We start from the raw sequence: 13238 nt of genomic DNA, 5'->3' as shown, positions 1-13238 counted from the left end.
CGCACCGAGGAATCCGTTGCGTCGGATGTGACCAGTGAATCGTCAAATTATGGTTAAGGGAACTTTTCGACGGCGTCGCATCCGCGGCTCGACCTCGGTCAGGCCGGCATGACGAGGCGCCACACCTGGCTCTGCGGCAGGACGAGGAAGGCGCCGGCGGCGATGGCGATGCCGTAGGGGACGCCCACCGTCTTGTCCTGCAGCCGCGTGAGCCACAGCCAATTGCCGACCACGACCGGCACGGGCATCGAGCGCAGGGCGACGATGCCGAGCGTCAGCACGCCGCCCGCGATCGCCGTGGCGAAGAGGAAAGCGCCGACATCGGCCATCCCGAACCAGATCGCGGCCGCCGCGACGAGCTTGGCGTCGCCGCCTCCGATCCAGCGCAGCGCGAACATCGTGAACGTCACGAAGAGGACGCCGAGCCCGACGAGCAGATGGATGCCGATCGTCGCGAGGTCCAGGCCGGCGAGGAGCCCGAACGGCAGGAAGGCCGCGATCAGCCCGAGACTGAGGCGGTTGGGAATGCGCATCGTCCGCGCGTCGCTGATCGCGGCGGCGGCGAGGAGGCCGACGAAGGCGGCGAGAAGGGCGGTGGCGATGCCGGTCATGCGCGGTCTCCGTCGCGAGCCGGTCCGGTGGAGCCGGCCCTGGTCGGCACCCGATCGGCGCCGGTTGTCATTGGATCGTGGTGATGCCGTTCGTGGCGTTCAGCTGGTTCGCGATCGCCTGGAAGGCGATGCCGAACGGGTCCTCGATGAGCGCGAAAGAGGCGAGCAGCAGGATCGCCATCATCGCCGCGATCAGGCCGTACTCGATCGCGGTGGCTCCGCTATCGTCCGTGAGGAAGAGCTTTATCGTCGGGCTGAGGGACATCTGTGCTCTCCTCTGGCAAGTCGGGCGGCACCGGCCTCCGGGTGGCAGAGCCGCCCGGAAGCCGATGAGCGTCGTGGATCAGCCGCCACCGCCGCCACCGGCGCCAGTGATCGGCGTAGCGTCACCCGCTGCATTCAGCTGGTCGGCGACTCTCTGGAATGCGCGACCCATCGGTTCGTCGATGAGGCCGAACACGGCCAGCAGCAGGACGGCCATCACGGCGGCGATGAGGCCGTACTCGATCGCGGTGGCGCCCGACTCGTCCTTGACGAAGCGCTTGAAGAGGTTGGTCATGGTGTGCTCCTGTTCGACTTTGCTTCGACGCGCGCCCCCGGCTCTCTCGCTTCTGGTGCCGAGCGGCGATGTGGTCACCCTACAGCGGCACATCTTGCCAGCCGGTTAAGCGGACCAAGCATTCCCGAAGATCCGAGCTAGTTTCAGCCGATGGTTAATCTTTTCTGATCCCTGGATTTCCCAAGGAGACCGTGAGAAACACTGTATCGTTTTTGGATCGAAGCAGAATTCGATGGTGAACGACGCTTCATATTCGTGCACTGCCGACCCGGATGCTGTCGCGATCCGGATCACTTGCGAGGCGGGCTCCAGCGCGCCGTCGGTGGGACGACGGTCCTCTTCGTTTCGCGACAAGTCGAACCCGCCGAATTTAGGCATTCTTCACCATTTTCGGCTGTCCTGTGACCGAGCCGAGCCCCGGCCGCCGGTCTCGAGCCGGTGTCTCGCGACGGCAATTCGAGAAGAGACCTCGACCATGCGCATCCGCCCCGGCCGCGTCGCCGCCCCGATCATCGCCGTCACGGCGGCTCTCGGTTTCGCCTTCGCGCCCGCACCGGAGCTTCGCTCGCAGGAGGACGGCGCGGCGCCGCGGGTGGTCACGCAGGAGCCGAGCGCGCGCGTTCCGTCGCAGGCGCCGATGCCGGATCCGACGCCCGAGCCGGCGGTGGGGATCGCGGCGCCCTCGCCCCGTATCGTCGCCGTGAACAGCCCCGCGCCCGGTGGCCCCGTCGTCGATCCGGCGGCGGTCGCGGACGAACCGATGCCGGTCGCGCCCGGAGCTCCGGCCGCCGGCGGAGAGGCGCTCACGGTCTTCCTCGATCACGCCAAGGTCATCCGCCTGCCCGAGCGCACGCAGACGGTCATCGTCGGCAATCCGTTCATCGCCGACGTCACGGTGCAGCGCAACGGGATCCTGATCGTCACCGGCAAGAGCTACGGCGCGACGAACCTCATCGCGCTGGACGGCCAGGGATTGCTGCTCGCGGAGAGCATGGTCAGCGTCCAGGCGCCCGATTCAGACGGCGTCGTCGTCGTCCAGCGCGGCCTCGCCCGCGAGAGCTACGCCTGCACGCCCAATTGCCAGCCTTCGCTGCGGCTCGGCGATTCGCCGGAATATTTCGGCGCCGTCGGCAGCCAGGCGACCCAGCGCTCGGGCTTCGCCGTCTCCAACTGAGCGCGGCTCACGCCTCGCCGATGGCGGGCTCGTCGGTCATCCCGGCGAGCACCTCCGCGACATGGCGCACCTTCACCGCGCGCCCGTCGCGCTGCAGCTTGCCCGCCATGTTCATCAGGCAGCCGAGATCGCCCGCGAGCAGCGTCGGCGCGTTCGTCTCGACGATGGTCTTGGCCTTCTCCTCCACGATCTTGCCGGAGATCTCGCCGTACTTCACGGCGAACGTCCCGCCGAAGCCGCAGCACACGTCGGAATCGGTCATCTCGACGAGCTCGAGCCCCTCGACACTGGCGAGCAGCCGGCGCGGCTGGGCGCGGATGCCGAGCTCGCGCAGGCCCGCGCAGCTGTCGTGATAGGTCACCGCCCCGTCGAAGCGCGCCTCGACCTCGGTGACGCTCATGACGTCGGTGAGGAAGGAGACGAGCTCGAAGGTCTTCTGCGCCAGCGCATGTGCCTTGGGCGCCATGTTCGGGTCGTCGGCGAAGAGTTCGGGATAATGCGCCTTGATCTGCCCGGCGCAGGAGCCGGACGGCGCCACCACGTAGTCGAAGCGCGCGAACTCGCGGATCGTCTGCTCCGCCAGCGCCCGCGCCGTGGCGCGATCGCCGGAATTGAAGGCCGGCTGGCCGCAGCAGGTCTGCGAGGGCACCTCGACTACGCAGCCCGCATCCTCGAGCAGCTTCACCGCGGCGAAGCCGACGGAGGGGCGCATCAGGTCGACGAGGCAGGTGACGAACAGGCCGACGCGCGGCGCGCGCGCGGGGCGGGTGGGCTCTTGCGGCATCGTTCTTCCTTTTCGGGCGCGCGCATTGTCCCGCCCGGCGCTCCCGCGTCAAGCGAGACCCACCGCCGCGTCCGCTCAGCCCCGCTTCGCGAGCGCCGCCTCCCTGAGCCCGGTGAGCGTCGCCGTGGGCGTGATCGTCTCCGGATCGACGAGGAGGTGGAGGATGGCCGGCTTGCCCGAGGCGAGGGCGCGCTCGAGCGCCGGCGCGAAGTCCTCGGTACGCGCCACCGTCTCGCCGTGGCCGCCGAAGGCGCGGGCATAGGCCGCGAAATCCGGGTTCTTCAGGGCGGTGGCCGTCACGCGGCCGGGATATTCGCGCTCCTGATGCATGCGGATCGTGCCGTACATGCCGTTGTCGACGACGATCACGACGATCGGCAGGTCGTGCTGCACGGCGGTGGCGAATTCCTGGCCGTTCATCAGGAAGCAGCCGTCGCCGGCGAAGGCCACGACGGTCTTCTCTGGCTGGAGGCGCTTGGCGCCGATGGCGGCGGGCACGCCGTAGCCCATGGAGCCGGACGTCGGCGCGAGCTGCGTGCCGTAGGCGCCGAACCGCCAGAACCGGTGGATCCAGGTGGCGTAATTGCCGGCGCCGTTGCACATGATCGCGTCCCGCGGCAGAGCCTTCGCGAGATGCGCCATGACGGCGCCCATCTGCAGCTCGCCGGGATGGCGGATCGCCTCCGGGTCGGACCAGGCCTCGTAGGACGCGTGCGCCTCCTCCGCCGCACCGGCCCAGGAGATCGTGGTCGGCGGCTGGACGCCTTCCAGCGCCGCGGTGAAGGCGGCGGGCGCGGCGTTGATCGCGAGGTGCGGGCGGTAGACGCGGCCGAGCTCGTCGGAATCCGGGTGGACGTGGACGAGATCGACGCCCGGGTCGGGGATGCCGAACAGCTCGTAGGACTGGCTCGGGATCTCCGAGAGCCGCCCGCCCACGGCCAGGACGAGGTCCGCCTCGCGGATGCGCGCGAGGAGCTTCGGGTTGACGCCGAGCCCGAGATCGCCGGCGTAGCAGCGGTGATCGTGGGGAAACAGCATCTGCCGGCGGAAGGAGCAGGCGACCGGCAGGTCGAAGCGCTCGGCGAAGCGCACGAAGCGCTGCACCGCGGCCGGGCTCCAGCGTGCGCCGCCGAGGAGCGCGATCGGCCGCTTCGCAGCCCAGAGCAGCTTCTGCAGCTCCGCCATCTGGGTGAGGCCGGGATGCGTCTCCACCGGCACGAACGGCCGCGCGTCGGGAACGCTCGCGACCTCGGTCAGCACGTCCTCCGGCAGCGCGATCACCACGGGCCCGGGGCGCCCCGACGTCGCGATGTGGTAGGCGCGCGAGACGATCTCCGGGATGCGGGCGGGATCGTCGATCTCCGTCGCCCATTTGGCGATGGTGCCGAAGACGGCGCGGTAGTCGAGCTCCTGGAAGGCCTCGCGCTCCTTCATCTCGCGGGCGACCTGCCCGACGAAGAGGATCATCGGCGTCGAATCCTGGCGCGCGATGTGGAGGCCCGGCGAGGCGTTGGTGGCGCCGGGCCCGCGCGTGACGAAGCAGATGCCGGGCATGCCGGTGAGCTTGCCCACCGCCTCCGCCATCATCGCCGCCCCGCCCTCCTGGCGGCAGACGGTGATGGCGATCTTCGCGTCGTGCATCGCGTCGAGCGCGGCGAGGTAGCTCTCGCCGGGCACGCAGAAGACCTGGGACGTGCCGTGAAGGGCGATCTGGTCGACGAGGATCTGCCCGCCGGTGCGCGTGGGTTGGGTCATGGGACGGCTCCGAAGATTCTCGGCAGTATGAGCGGGCGCGGGCGCGAGGGGAACGGGCGGCGTGCGGATCGGGGATGGGGTGCGATGCGCCATCTCGTCCTTCCCTGCCGGGGAAGGAGACTGGTCGCGCTCTCACCCGGCCCCGCCCCAATCCGGATCGGCGAGGACGTCGTTCGTGTGGGCACCCAGCCCCGGCGAGGCGCGGTTCGCCACCTGGGGCTCGCCGTCGATGACGATGGGCGAGCGCACGGAGGGTACGGTTCCGCCGGCGACGTCCTCGGCGGGGAGGTCGAGGCGCATGGCGCGGGCGATCACCTGCGGATCGGCGAAGACGTCGGCGATCGTGTTGATCGGCCCGGCCGGCACGCCGGCGCGCTCGCAGGCTGCCAGGAGGTCGGCGCGGGTCATCCGCGCGGTCAGGCCCGACAGCAGCGCGACGAGCACGGTTCGGTTCGCCACGCGGTCGCGGTTCGTCAGGAAGCGCGGATCCTCGCCCAGCGCGGGATCGCCGAGCAGCGTGCACAGCCGCCGGTACTGCCCGTCATTGCCGGTGGCGATGATGGCGTGGCCGTCGCTCACGGGGAAGACCTGGTAGGGCACGATGTTGGGATGCGCGTTGCCCATGCGTGTCGGCGCGTTGCCCGAGACGAGGTAGTTCAGCGCCTGGTTCGCCAGCACGCTCACCTGCGTGTCGAGAAGGGCCATGTCGACGTGCCCGCCCTCGCCCGTGGTGTCGCGCCGGCGCAGGGCGGCGAGGATGCCGATCGTGGAATAGACGCCCGTGAAGATGTCGGCGAAGGCGACGCCGATCTTCTGCGGCTCGCCGTCGGGGGCGCCGGTCAGCTCCATGATCCCGCCCATGCCCTGGATCATGAAGTCGTACCCCGCCCGCGAGGCGTAGGGCCCGTCCTGGCCGAAGCCCGTGATCGAGCACACGACGAGGCGCGGGTTCGCCGCGCGCAGGCTCGTCGCGTCGAGGCCGTATTTGACGAGGCCGCCGACCTTGAAGTTCTCGATGACGACGTCCGCGTGCCGCGCGAGCCGCCGCACGGTCTCCTGTCCCTCGGGCGTCGTGAAGTCGATGGCGACGGAGCGCTTGCCTCGGTTCGCGGCGTGGAAATAGGCGGCCGCGTGCGGCGCGCCGTCCGCGCCCTCGACGAAGGGCGGGCCCCAGGCGCGCGTGTCGTCGCCCTCGCCGGGACGCTCCACCTTGACGACGTCCGCGCCGAGATCGGCGAGAAGCTGCCCCGTCCACGGCCCCGCGAGGATACGCGCGAGCTCGAGGACCTTGATGCCGGAAAGGGGTTTCATGGTGACGCTCCTCCTCGCGCGAGGAGCGTCGTGCTCACCCGGGATCGATGGTGATCGTGACCGCGCCGAAGCCGAGCGCGACGAGCAAGGTGATCGCCATGGTGAGGACCCAGGCGACCACGTTCCAAAGCACGATCGTTCGCCAGGACGTACTCGCGTGAACCGCATCGATGATGCGATCTCGTGCGGCGATGATCTCCGCCTTGCGCGTCCATTCCTCTATCTCGGGGCGCGCATGCTCGATGGCGCGCTCGCCGTAATCCTCCAGGCGCATAAGAGCATGCTCGCGGTAGCGCGCGCGAACGCTCGGCGTCAGGATGGCATGATAGCTGCTGAGCTGCTCGGCGGTCGCACGCTGCGAGATGATGAGCTCGCGCTTGTCTCGCTTGTAGAAGGCGTAGGCCAGAAGACCGACGAGATCCTCGTTCGGATGTACGCCGTCCCCTTCCACCAGCCTCTCGAACGCGGTGGAGTAGGTCGGCTCCAGTCGCTCCAGCGCTTTCATCGTGTCGCGGATGCGCGGATCGCCGCCAGGACGACATTGCGGTCGATCCGCGTGCGGACCACGCCGTCCGGCCCGAGGATCTCGCGCATGAGCGGGCGGCCTGCACGGGTGAGCGGCTGCTCCGAACGAGGCTGGCGGCGCGGAGCGTCCCGGCTCTCGACCTCGATCTTGCGATGCGCGATCCGCACGCCGTCGTCCATTGCGTCGCCTCCCTGGCTACGCAGCAGAAATTAGTATCGGTCGACGGTTGACACAAGATGTATTTTCGCGTTCTGTTCGACAACCTGCGCGCGTCCATCTCATGTGCCTCAGCGTCTCACCGCCAGCGGCATCGCCGCGAACGCCACCTGCCCGGCGAGGCCCAGCTGCGCCGGGAGGGTCGCGTAGGCGGCCCAGTGCTGTCCCGGCGTGCGGCCGAGCAGATGCACGGACAGCGTGAGCTCGGCCACCATCAGGAGCGCGAAGGCGAGGGCGCCCATGGCGGCCCGCATCCCGAGCGCCGACGGCACCGCGAGGCGCCGCACGGTCCACCGCGCCGCGAGCCAGGCGACGGCGAGGATCACCGGAAGCTCGACCAGTACCGCGCCCACGTGCCCGAGAGCGGGCGCGAGGAACAGGCTCCGCACCACGCCGAGCGCGAAGCCGGCGGCGAAGACGAGGGCGAAATAGGCGCAGCCCGCGAGAAGCGCGCGTCCCATCCCGCTCTCCCTCGCCCTCGCCCTTGCCCTCTCCTCAGAAGAACGCCTGCAGCCCCGTCTGCGCGCGCCCGAGGATGAGCGCGTGGACGTCGTGGGTGCCCTCGTAGGTGTTCACAGTCTCGAGGTTCGCGGCGTGGCGCATCACGTGGTACTCCTCCATGATGCCGTTGCCGCCGTGCATGTCGCGGGCGACGCGGGCGATGTCGAGCGCCTTGCCGCAATTGTTGCGCTTGACGAGCGAGATCATCTCCGGGGCGACGCGGCCCTCGTCGAACAGGCGCCCGACGCGCAAGCTCCCCTGGAGGCCGAGCGCGATCTCGGTCTGCATGTCGGCGAGCTTCTTCTGGACGAGCTGCGTCTGCGCCAGCGGGCGGCCGAACTGGACGCGCTCCAGCGTGTAGGAGCGGGCGCGGTGCCAGCAATCCTCGGCGGCGCCCATCACGCCCCAGGAGATGCCGTAGCGGGCGCGGTTGAGGCAGCCGAAGGGACCCTTCAGGCCCGAGACGTTGGGGAGCAGCGCGTCCTCGCCGACCTCGACGCCGTCCATGACGATCTCGCCCGTGATCGAGGCGCGCAGGCTCAGCTTGCCGCCGATCTTCGGCGCGGAGAGGCCCTTCATGCCCTTCTCGAGCACGAAGCCGCGGATCTTGCCGTCGTGCGCCTCAGACTTCGCCCAGACGACGAAGACGTCGGCGATGGGCGAGTTCGAGATCCACATCTTGGCGCCGTTGATGACGTAGCCGTTCGCGGTCTTCTTCGCGACCGTCTTCATGCCGGCGGGATCGGAGCCCGCATCCGGCTCGGTCAGGCCGAAGCAGCCGACCCACTCGCCGGAGGCGAGCTTGGGCAGGTACTTCTTGCGCTGGCTCTCGTCGCCGTAGGCGTAGATCGGATACATGACCAGCGAGGACTGCACGCTCATCATCGAGCGGTAGCCGGAATCGACCCGCTCGATCTCGCGCGCCACGAGGCCGTAGGCGACGTAGCTCGCGCCGGCGCACCCGTAATCCTCGGGAAGCGTGACGCCCAGGAGCCCGGTCTCGCCCATCTTCTCGAAGATCGCGCGGTCGGTCTTCTCCTCGCGATAGGCCTCGATCACGCGCGGGGCGAGCTCCGCCTCGGCGAAGGCGCGTGCCGCGTCGCGGATCATGCGCTCCTCGTCGGTGAGCTGCTCCTCGATGAGGAAGGGATCCTCCCAGGAGAAGGCTCCCGGGTTCGGGGCGTCCTTGGAAGCGGTGGCGGGGGAATTGGCGAGAGCGGTCATGCGTGTCGTCCTCTTCGTACTGCGCCGCGCCCGCTCCTTCCCTGTAGGGGAAGGTGGCGCCGCGCGAAGCGCGGTGACGGATGGGGCACGCCGAAGGCGTGCTCGGCGAAGCCGAGGGCGGTCGGCACGCCCACCGGAGCCCCACGGACCCCATCCCTCGCTCGCTGCGCGAGCGTTCCCCTCCCGTCAAGGATGGGATTACGCGTCGATGTCGAACTTCACGCCCTGCGCGAGCGGGAGCGTGGTGCCGAAATTCACGGTGTTGGTCGCGCGGCGCATATAGGCCTTCCAGGCGTCGGAGCCCGCCTCGCGGCCGCCGCCGGTCTCCTTCTCGCCGCCGAAGGCGCCGCCGATCTCGGCGCCCGAGGGGCCGATATTGACGTTGGCGATGCCGCAATCGGAGCCCGCGTCCGAGAGGAAGCGCTCCGCCTCGCGCATGTCGAGGGTGAAGATCGACGACGAGAGGCCGGCACCCACGCCGTTGTGGAGCGCGATCGCCTCGTCGAGATCGCGGTAGCGGGTGACATAGAGGATCGGCGCGAAGGTCTCGTGCAGCATCGGGCCGGCCTGGGACGGCATCTCGACGAGGGCCGGGCGGGCGTAGACGCCCTCGCCCGGCATCGGCGCGCGCCCGCCGCCATGGACGGTGCCGCCGGCGGCCTTCGCCTCCTCCAGCGCGCGGTCCATCATGGCGAGGGCGTCCGCGTCGACGAGCGGGCCGACCAGCGTGCCGTCCTTGCGCGGATCGCCGATCGCGACGGAGGCGTAGACCTTGGCGAGCTTCGGCACGAGGGCGTCGTAGACGCTCTCGTGGACGATGAGGCGACGCAGCGTCGTGCAGCGCTGGCCGGCGGTGCCCATGGCCGAGAAGGCGACGGCGCGAAGCGTCAGGTCGAGATCGGCGGAAGGCGCGACGATGGCCGCGTTGTTGCCGCCGAGCTCGAGGATCGCCCGCGCGAAGCGCTTTGCGAGCCGGGGGCCGACCTCGCGGCCCATCCGCGTGGAGCCCGTCGCCGAGACGATCGGCACGCGCGGATCGTCGACGAGCGCCTCGCCGACGGCGCGTCCGCCGATCAGCACGGAATGCAGGCCCTCCGGCGCGTCCTCGCCGAAGCGAGCGATGGCGCGCTTCAGGATGGCGTCCACCGCGAGCGCGGTGAGCGGGGTCTTCTCCGAGGGCTTCCACACGACGGGGTCGCCGCAGACGAAGGCGAGCGCCGCATTCCAGGACCAGACCGCGACGGGGAAGTTGAAGGCGGAGATCACGCCGCACACGCCCAGCGGATGCCAGGTCTCCGCCATGCGGTGATGCCGGCGCTCGGTGGCGATGGTGAGCCCGTAGAGCTGGCGGGAGAGGCCGACCGCGAAATCGCAGATGTCGATCATCTCCTGGACCTCGCCGAGGCCCTCCGAGACGATCTTGCCGGCTTCCAGCGTCACGAGGAGGCCGAGATCCTCCTTGGCGGCGCGCAGCTCCTCGCCGAGCAGCCGCACGAGCTCGCCGCGGCGGGGTGCGGGCACCTCGCGCCAGCGCAGGAAGGCTTCGTGCGCGCGCCCGATGATCTCGCGCGTCTCATCCGGGGTCGTCTCCGCGAGGGCGGCGATCGTCTCGCCGGTGATGGGCGAGCGCGCGGAGAGGCCGGCACCCGTCGTCGCGCCGTCGGCGAAGGCCGAATGGGCAACGCCGAGCCGCTCCAGGATCGCGAGGGCGTCGGGGCGGGCGGGCGCGAGATCCATTCCTGTCTCCTCGTCATCGAAACGGGCCGGAGGATCGGCCTTTTCGGTCGCGCGCGCAACCGATATGTTCTCACCACTTCATGAGGAGATCGCATGATCGAGGCCGCCGGAACCCGTCCCCTCCTGCCCTCGCTGGGCGCGCTCGCCGCCTTCGAGGCGGCCGCGCGGCACGGCTCCTTCACCCGTGCGGCGGAGGAGCTGGCGCTGACACAGGGTGCGGTGAGCCGACAGGTCGCAGGGCTCGAGGCGCAGATCGGGGTCAAGCTCTTCGAGCGCGTGCGTCAGCGCGTGGCGCTCACGCCCGCCGGCGCCGCCTACGCCGCGGAGGTGCGCGGGGCGCTGCGCACCCTCACCGGGGCGACGCTCAACGTCATGGCCTTCCGCGGCGCGGGCGGCGTCCTGAACCTCGCGATCCTGCCCACCTTCGGCACGCGCTGGCTGATCCCGCGCCTGCCGCGCTTCACCGAGGCGCATCCCAACGTCACGATCAACTTCGCCACCCGCGTGCGGCCCTTCGACTTCGCGCGGGAGGGGCACGACGCCGCGATCCATTTCGGCGGCCCGAGCTGGCCCGGCGCGAAGCTGCATCGGCTCATGGGCGAGGAGATCGTGCCCGTCGCCTCCCCGGCGATCGTCGCGCGCCATCGCCTGGCCGAGCCCGCGGACGTGCTCGGCGTGCCGCTCCTCCAGCAGGCGACGCGTCCGCGCGCCTGGGAGCAATGGCTGACAGAGGCGGGCCTCGACCCGGCGCGGGCGACGCCGGGGCCGCGCTTCGAGCAATTCGCCATGGTGGCGCAGGCGGCGATGGCGGGGCTCGGCCTCGCCATCGTGCCGCGCTTCCTGGTGGAGGAGGAATTGCGTTCGGGCGCGCTCGTCATGCCCTTCGACCGGCCCTCGCGCTCGGAGGAGGCCTATTGGCTCGTCTATCCCGAGGAGAAGGCGGCGCTGCCGGCGGTGAGCGCCTTTCGCGACTGGCTGCTGGCCGAGACGGCGGGGAGCGCGCTCAGCCCTCCGGCAGGAGATCCGGCCGGCGCGCCTTCGTGAGCGCCCGGGCCTGCTCGCGGCGCCAGCGCGCGATGCGCCCGTGATCGCCCGACAGCAGAACGTCGGGAATGGCGCGGCCCTCCCAGTCCCGCGGGCGGGTGTAGTGCGGGTATTCGAGGAGCCCGTTCTCGAAGCTCTCCTCCTCGCCCGAAGACGCCGCGCCCATGACGCCGGGAAGCAGCCTCACCACCGCGTCGAGCAGAACCATGGCGGCGATCTCCCCGCCGGAGAGGACGTAGTCGCCGATGGAGACCTCGCGGAGGCCACGCCCCTCGATCACCCGCTCGTCGACGCCCTCGAAACGCCCGCACACGACGATTGCGCCCGGGCCGCCTGCCAGCTCGCGGACGAGGCCCTGCGTCAGCGGCTCGCCGCGCGGGCTCATCAGGAGCCGCGGTCGGGGGTCGTCCGGCGGCGAGGCGGCGTCGATCGCCTCCGAGAGGACGTCGGCGCGGATCACCATGCCGGGGCCGCCGCCGGCGGGGGTGTCGTCGACGGCTCTGTGCCGGCCTCGGCCGAATTCGCGGATGTCGCGGGGCTCGAGCGACCAGGTGCCGCGCGCGAGCGCCTCGCCGCAGAGCGATACGCCGAGCGGACCCGGGAACATCGCGGGATGGAGCGTCAGCACGCTCGCGCGCCAGGGCGCATCGTCTGGACGGGACGCGCTCACGCGCCGTCCTCCGGATCGGCGTCGTGCGCGGGCGGCTCGTCTCCGTCGTCGGGCTCGGGCCGCGGGGGCGCGAGGAAGTCCTCCGGCGGCGCGATGGTGACGATCCCGGCGGCGACGTCCACCGCCGGCACGAACGCCTTGGTGAAGGGCAGGTAGACGCTCGTGCGCGAGCCGGGCGGGGCGATCTCGAGGAGATCGCCCGCCCCGTAATCGGGCACGGCGACGATGCGGCCGAAATCGGTGCCCGCCGCATCGCGGACGGCGAGGCCGATCAGGTCCTCGACGAGCCATTCGTCGGGGTCCACGGCCGCGCCCAGCGCCTCGCGGGGGGCGTAGAGCGCGAGACGGGTGAGCGCCTCGGCGGCGTTGCGGTCGCTCACACCCTCGATGCGGGCCACGAGCATGTCCGGCGCGGACCCGGGGGCGCGCCGGACGTCGGTGACGACGATCCGGCGCCCGTCCGCCGCGACGAGGGGGCCGAGCCGGCCGAGCGTCAGCGGGTCCTGCGTGAAGGACTTCACGCGGACCTCGCCGCGCACGCCGTGGGCGCGGCCGAACTCGCCGACGCGTACGCCGTCGGGCGTCGGCACGGCGCGCGCCGGCGGCGCGGGAACGCGACCCGGCTGTGCGTCGGATCGCGGCGGACGCGGTCCGCCGCGACGCGGCCCCTCGCTGCGACGCCCGCCGCGCACGGTCGATTACGCCTCGGTGCCGGCGGCCTCGGCCGCGTCGGCCTCGCGCTGGGCGCGCTCCGCGGCACGCTCCTGCGACTTCTTGCCGGGCTTGGCCTTTTCGGGGTTGTTGCGCTCGGGGCGCTTGGCGAGGCCGGCCTGATCGAGGAAGCGCAGCACGCGGTCGGTGGGCTGGGCGCCCTTCTCGAGCCAGGACTTCGCCTTCTCGACGTCGATCACGACGCGATCGGCGGCGTCCTTGGGCTTCATCGGGTCGTAGGAGCCGATGCGGTCGATGAAGCGGCCGTCGCGCGGCGAGCGGGCGTCGGCGACGACGATACGGTAGTAGGGGCGCTTCTTCGCGCCGCCGCGGGTGAGGCGGATCTTGAGGGCCATGGTCTTGGTCTCCGGTCTGGTTGGTCTTGGATGGTCGGTGGTTTTCTCGAGGACGGGCC

The 13238-nt window shown here is 70.8% G+C and carries 16 protein-coding genes; 2 read left to right on the top strand and 14 right to left on the bottom strand.

Translation table 11 applies throughout. From position 1 onward, the window contains the following. Positions 1 to 98 precede the first annotated feature (98 nt). From IEX89_RS09680 to IEX89_RS09670, 3 genes are all read right to left on the bottom strand, one after another. Positions 99 to 611 carry an A24 family peptidase gene (locus tag IEX89_RS09680; RefSeq protein WP_188912184.1) on the bottom strand — a complete coding sequence of 171 codons (513 nt, stop codon included), beginning with the start codon at positions 609 to 611 and terminating at the stop codon, positions 99 to 101. Between the two features lie 67 nt (positions 612 to 678). Beyond that, positions 679 to 876, bottom strand: a complete 198-nt coding sequence (locus tag IEX89_RS09675) for a Flp family type IVb pilin (protein ID WP_188912182.1) — start codon at positions 874 to 876, stop codon at positions 679 to 681. Positions 877 to 954: 78 nt separating this feature from the next. After that, positions 955 to 1170: a Flp family type IVb pilin gene (locus tag IEX89_RS09670; RefSeq protein ID WP_188912180.1), complete on the bottom strand. Its 216-nt coding sequence runs from the start codon at positions 1168 to 1170 to the stop codon at positions 955 to 957. A gap of 475 nt (positions 1171 to 1645) precedes the next feature. Between IEX89_RS09670 and IEX89_RS24765 the strand changes: the two genes are divergently transcribed. Next, positions 1646 to 2344 (top strand): pilus assembly protein N-terminal domain-containing protein, encoded by a 699-nt coding sequence (locus tag IEX89_RS24765; protein WP_373290566.1) that lies wholly within the window; start codon positions 1646 to 1648, stop codon positions 2342 to 2344. A gap of 7 nt (positions 2345 to 2351) precedes the next feature. Here IEX89_RS24765 and IEX89_RS09660 read toward each other — a convergent pair whose 3' ends face one another. From IEX89_RS09660 to amaB, 8 genes are all read right to left on the bottom strand, one after another. Further along, positions 2352 to 3128, bottom strand: a complete 777-nt coding sequence (locus tag IEX89_RS09660; protein ID WP_188912178.1) for a (Fe-S)-binding protein — start codon at positions 3126 to 3128, stop codon at positions 2352 to 2354. Positions 3129 to 3203: 75 nt separating this feature from the next. Next, on the bottom strand, positions 3204 to 4883 hold the full coding sequence (locus IEX89_RS09655) for a thiamine pyrophosphate-binding protein (protein ID WP_188912176.1): 1680 nt from the start codon (positions 4881 to 4883) through the stop codon (positions 3204 to 3206). 132 nt (positions 4884 to 5015) lie between these two features. Continuing rightward, a complete protein-coding gene (locus IEX89_RS09650) occupies positions 5016 to 6194 on the bottom strand; it encodes a CaiB/BaiF CoA transferase family protein (RefSeq protein WP_188912174.1) in 1179 nt (392 codons plus the stop codon). 34 nt (positions 6195 to 6228) lie between these two features. Then, the gene (locus IEX89_RS09645; protein ID WP_188912172.1) at positions 6229 to 6699 is read right to left on the bottom strand and encodes a hypothetical protein; all 471 of its coding nucleotides are present in this window, start codon (positions 6697 to 6699) and stop codon (positions 6229 to 6231) included. Further along, the gene (locus IEX89_RS09640) at positions 6696 to 6899 is read right to left on the bottom strand and encodes a hypothetical protein (RefSeq protein WP_188912170.1); all 204 of its coding nucleotides are present in this window, start codon (positions 6897 to 6899) and stop codon (positions 6696 to 6698) included. The genes IEX89_RS09645 and IEX89_RS09640 overlap by 4 nt, the downstream gene beginning before the upstream one ends. 108 nt (positions 6900 to 7007) lie before the next feature. Beyond that, the gene (locus IEX89_RS09635) at positions 7008 to 7397 is read right to left on the bottom strand and encodes a hypothetical protein (protein WP_188912168.1); all 390 of its coding nucleotides are present in this window, start codon (positions 7395 to 7397) and stop codon (positions 7008 to 7010) included. Between the two features lie 34 nt (positions 7398 to 7431). Further along, the gene (locus IEX89_RS09630) at positions 7432 to 8661 is read right to left on the bottom strand and encodes an acyl-CoA dehydrogenase (protein WP_188912166.1); all 1230 of its coding nucleotides are present in this window, start codon (positions 8659 to 8661) and stop codon (positions 7432 to 7434) included. Between the two features lie 198 nt (positions 8662 to 8859). Further along, positions 8860 to 10398, bottom strand: a complete 1539-nt coding sequence (gene amaB, locus IEX89_RS09625) for an L-piperidine-6-carboxylate dehydrogenase (protein ID WP_188912164.1) — start codon at positions 10396 to 10398, stop codon at positions 8860 to 8862. A 93-nt stretch (positions 10399 to 10491) separates the two neighbouring features. Between amaB and IEX89_RS09620 the strand changes: the two genes are divergently transcribed. After that, on the top strand, positions 10492 to 11442 hold the full coding sequence (locus IEX89_RS09620; RefSeq protein ID WP_188912162.1) for a LysR family transcriptional regulator: 951 nt from the start codon (positions 10492 to 10494) through the stop codon (positions 11440 to 11442). On the opposite strand, the gene trmD is transcribed toward IEX89_RS09620, so the two are convergent. From trmD to rpsP, 3 genes are read right to left on the bottom strand one after another with little or no spacing between them, the layout of a single operon-like run. Then, positions 11402 to 12049: a tRNA (guanosine(37)-N1)-methyltransferase TrmD gene (gene trmD, locus IEX89_RS09615; protein ID WP_188912735.1), complete on the bottom strand. Its 648-nt coding sequence runs from the start codon at positions 12047 to 12049 to the stop codon at positions 11402 to 11404. The two genes, IEX89_RS09620 and trmD, sit on opposite strands and share 41 nt — an antisense overlap. Before the next feature lie 59 nt (positions 12050 to 12108). After that, complete coding sequence (gene rimM / locus IEX89_RS09610; RefSeq protein ID WP_373290565.1) at positions 12109 to 12804, bottom strand: ribosome maturation factor RimM; 696 nt, start codon at positions 12802 to 12804, stop codon at positions 12109 to 12111. Between the two features lie 6 nt (positions 12805 to 12810). After that, complete coding sequence (gene rpsP, locus IEX89_RS09605; RefSeq protein ID WP_188912158.1) at positions 12811 to 13179, bottom strand: 30S ribosomal protein S16; 369 nt, start codon at positions 13177 to 13179, stop codon at positions 12811 to 12813. Between the last annotated feature and the right edge of the window lie 59 nt (positions 13180 to 13238).

This window comes from Salinarimonas ramus (assembly GCF_014645695.1).
Lineage (GTDB): Bacteria > Pseudomonadota > Alphaproteobacteria > Rhizobiales > Beijerinckiaceae > Salinarimonas > Salinarimonas ramus.
The sequence above is the reverse complement of the archived record's forward strand: the minus strand, read 5'-3'. Positions and strand labels throughout refer to the sequence as shown.

Bases quoted from the DNA above. Each gene is read 5' to 3' on its own strand.
- IEX89_RS09650 (WP_188912174.1), bottom strand. From the start codon at position 6,194: ATGAAACCCCTTTCCGGCATCAAGGTCCTCGAGCTCGCGCGTATCCTC.
- IEX89_RS24765 (WP_373290566.1), top strand. From the start codon at position 1,646: ATGCGCATCCGCCCCGGCCGCGTCGCCGCCCCGATCATCGCCGTCACG.
- IEX89_RS09680 (WP_188912184.1), bottom strand. From the start codon at position 611: ATGACCGGCATCGCCACCGCCCTTCTCGCCGCCTTCGTCGGCCTCCTC.
- IEX89_RS09635 (WP_188912168.1), bottom strand. From the start codon at position 7,397: ATGGGACGCGCGCTTCTCGCGGGCTGCGCCTATTTCGCCCTCGTCTTC.
- IEX89_RS09660 (WP_188912178.1), bottom strand. From the start codon at position 3,128: ATGCCGCAAGAGCCCACCCGCCCCGCGCGCGCGCCGCGCGTCGGCCTG.
- IEX89_RS09620 (WP_188912162.1), top strand. From the start codon at position 10,492: ATGATCGAGGCCGCCGGAACCCGTCCCCTCCTGCCCTCGCTGGGCGCG.
- IEX89_RS09675 (WP_188912182.1), bottom strand. From the start codon at position 876: ATGTCCCTCAGCCCGACGATAAAGCTCTTCCTCACGGACGATAGCGGA.
- rpsP (WP_188912158.1), bottom strand. From the start codon at position 13,179: ATGGCCCTCAAGATCCGCCTCACCCGCGGCGGCGCGAAGAAGCGCCCC.
- IEX89_RS09670 (WP_188912180.1), bottom strand. From the start codon at position 1,170: ATGACCAACCTCTTCAAGCGCTTCGTCAAGGACGAGTCGGGCGCCACC.
- IEX89_RS09645 (WP_188912172.1), bottom strand. From the start codon at position 6,699: ATGAAAGCGCTGGAGCGACTGGAGCCGACCTACTCCACCGCGTTCGAG.
- amaB (WP_188912164.1), bottom strand. From the start codon at position 10,398: ATGGATCTCGCGCCCGCCCGCCCCGACGCCCTCGCGATCCTGGAGCGG.
- trmD (WP_188912735.1), bottom strand. From the start codon at position 12,049: ATGTTCCCGGGTCCGCTCGGCGTATCGCTCTGCGGCGAGGCGCTCGCG.
- IEX89_RS09640 (WP_188912170.1), bottom strand. From the start codon at position 6,899: ATGGACGACGGCGTGCGGATCGCGCATCGCAAGATCGAGGTCGAGAGC.
- IEX89_RS09630 (WP_188912166.1), bottom strand. From the start codon at position 8,661: ATGACCGCTCTCGCCAATTCCCCCGCCACCGCTTCCAAGGACGCCCCG.
- IEX89_RS09655 (WP_188912176.1), bottom strand. From the start codon at position 4,883: ATGACCCAACCCACGCGCACCGGCGGGCAGATCCTCGTCGACCAGATC.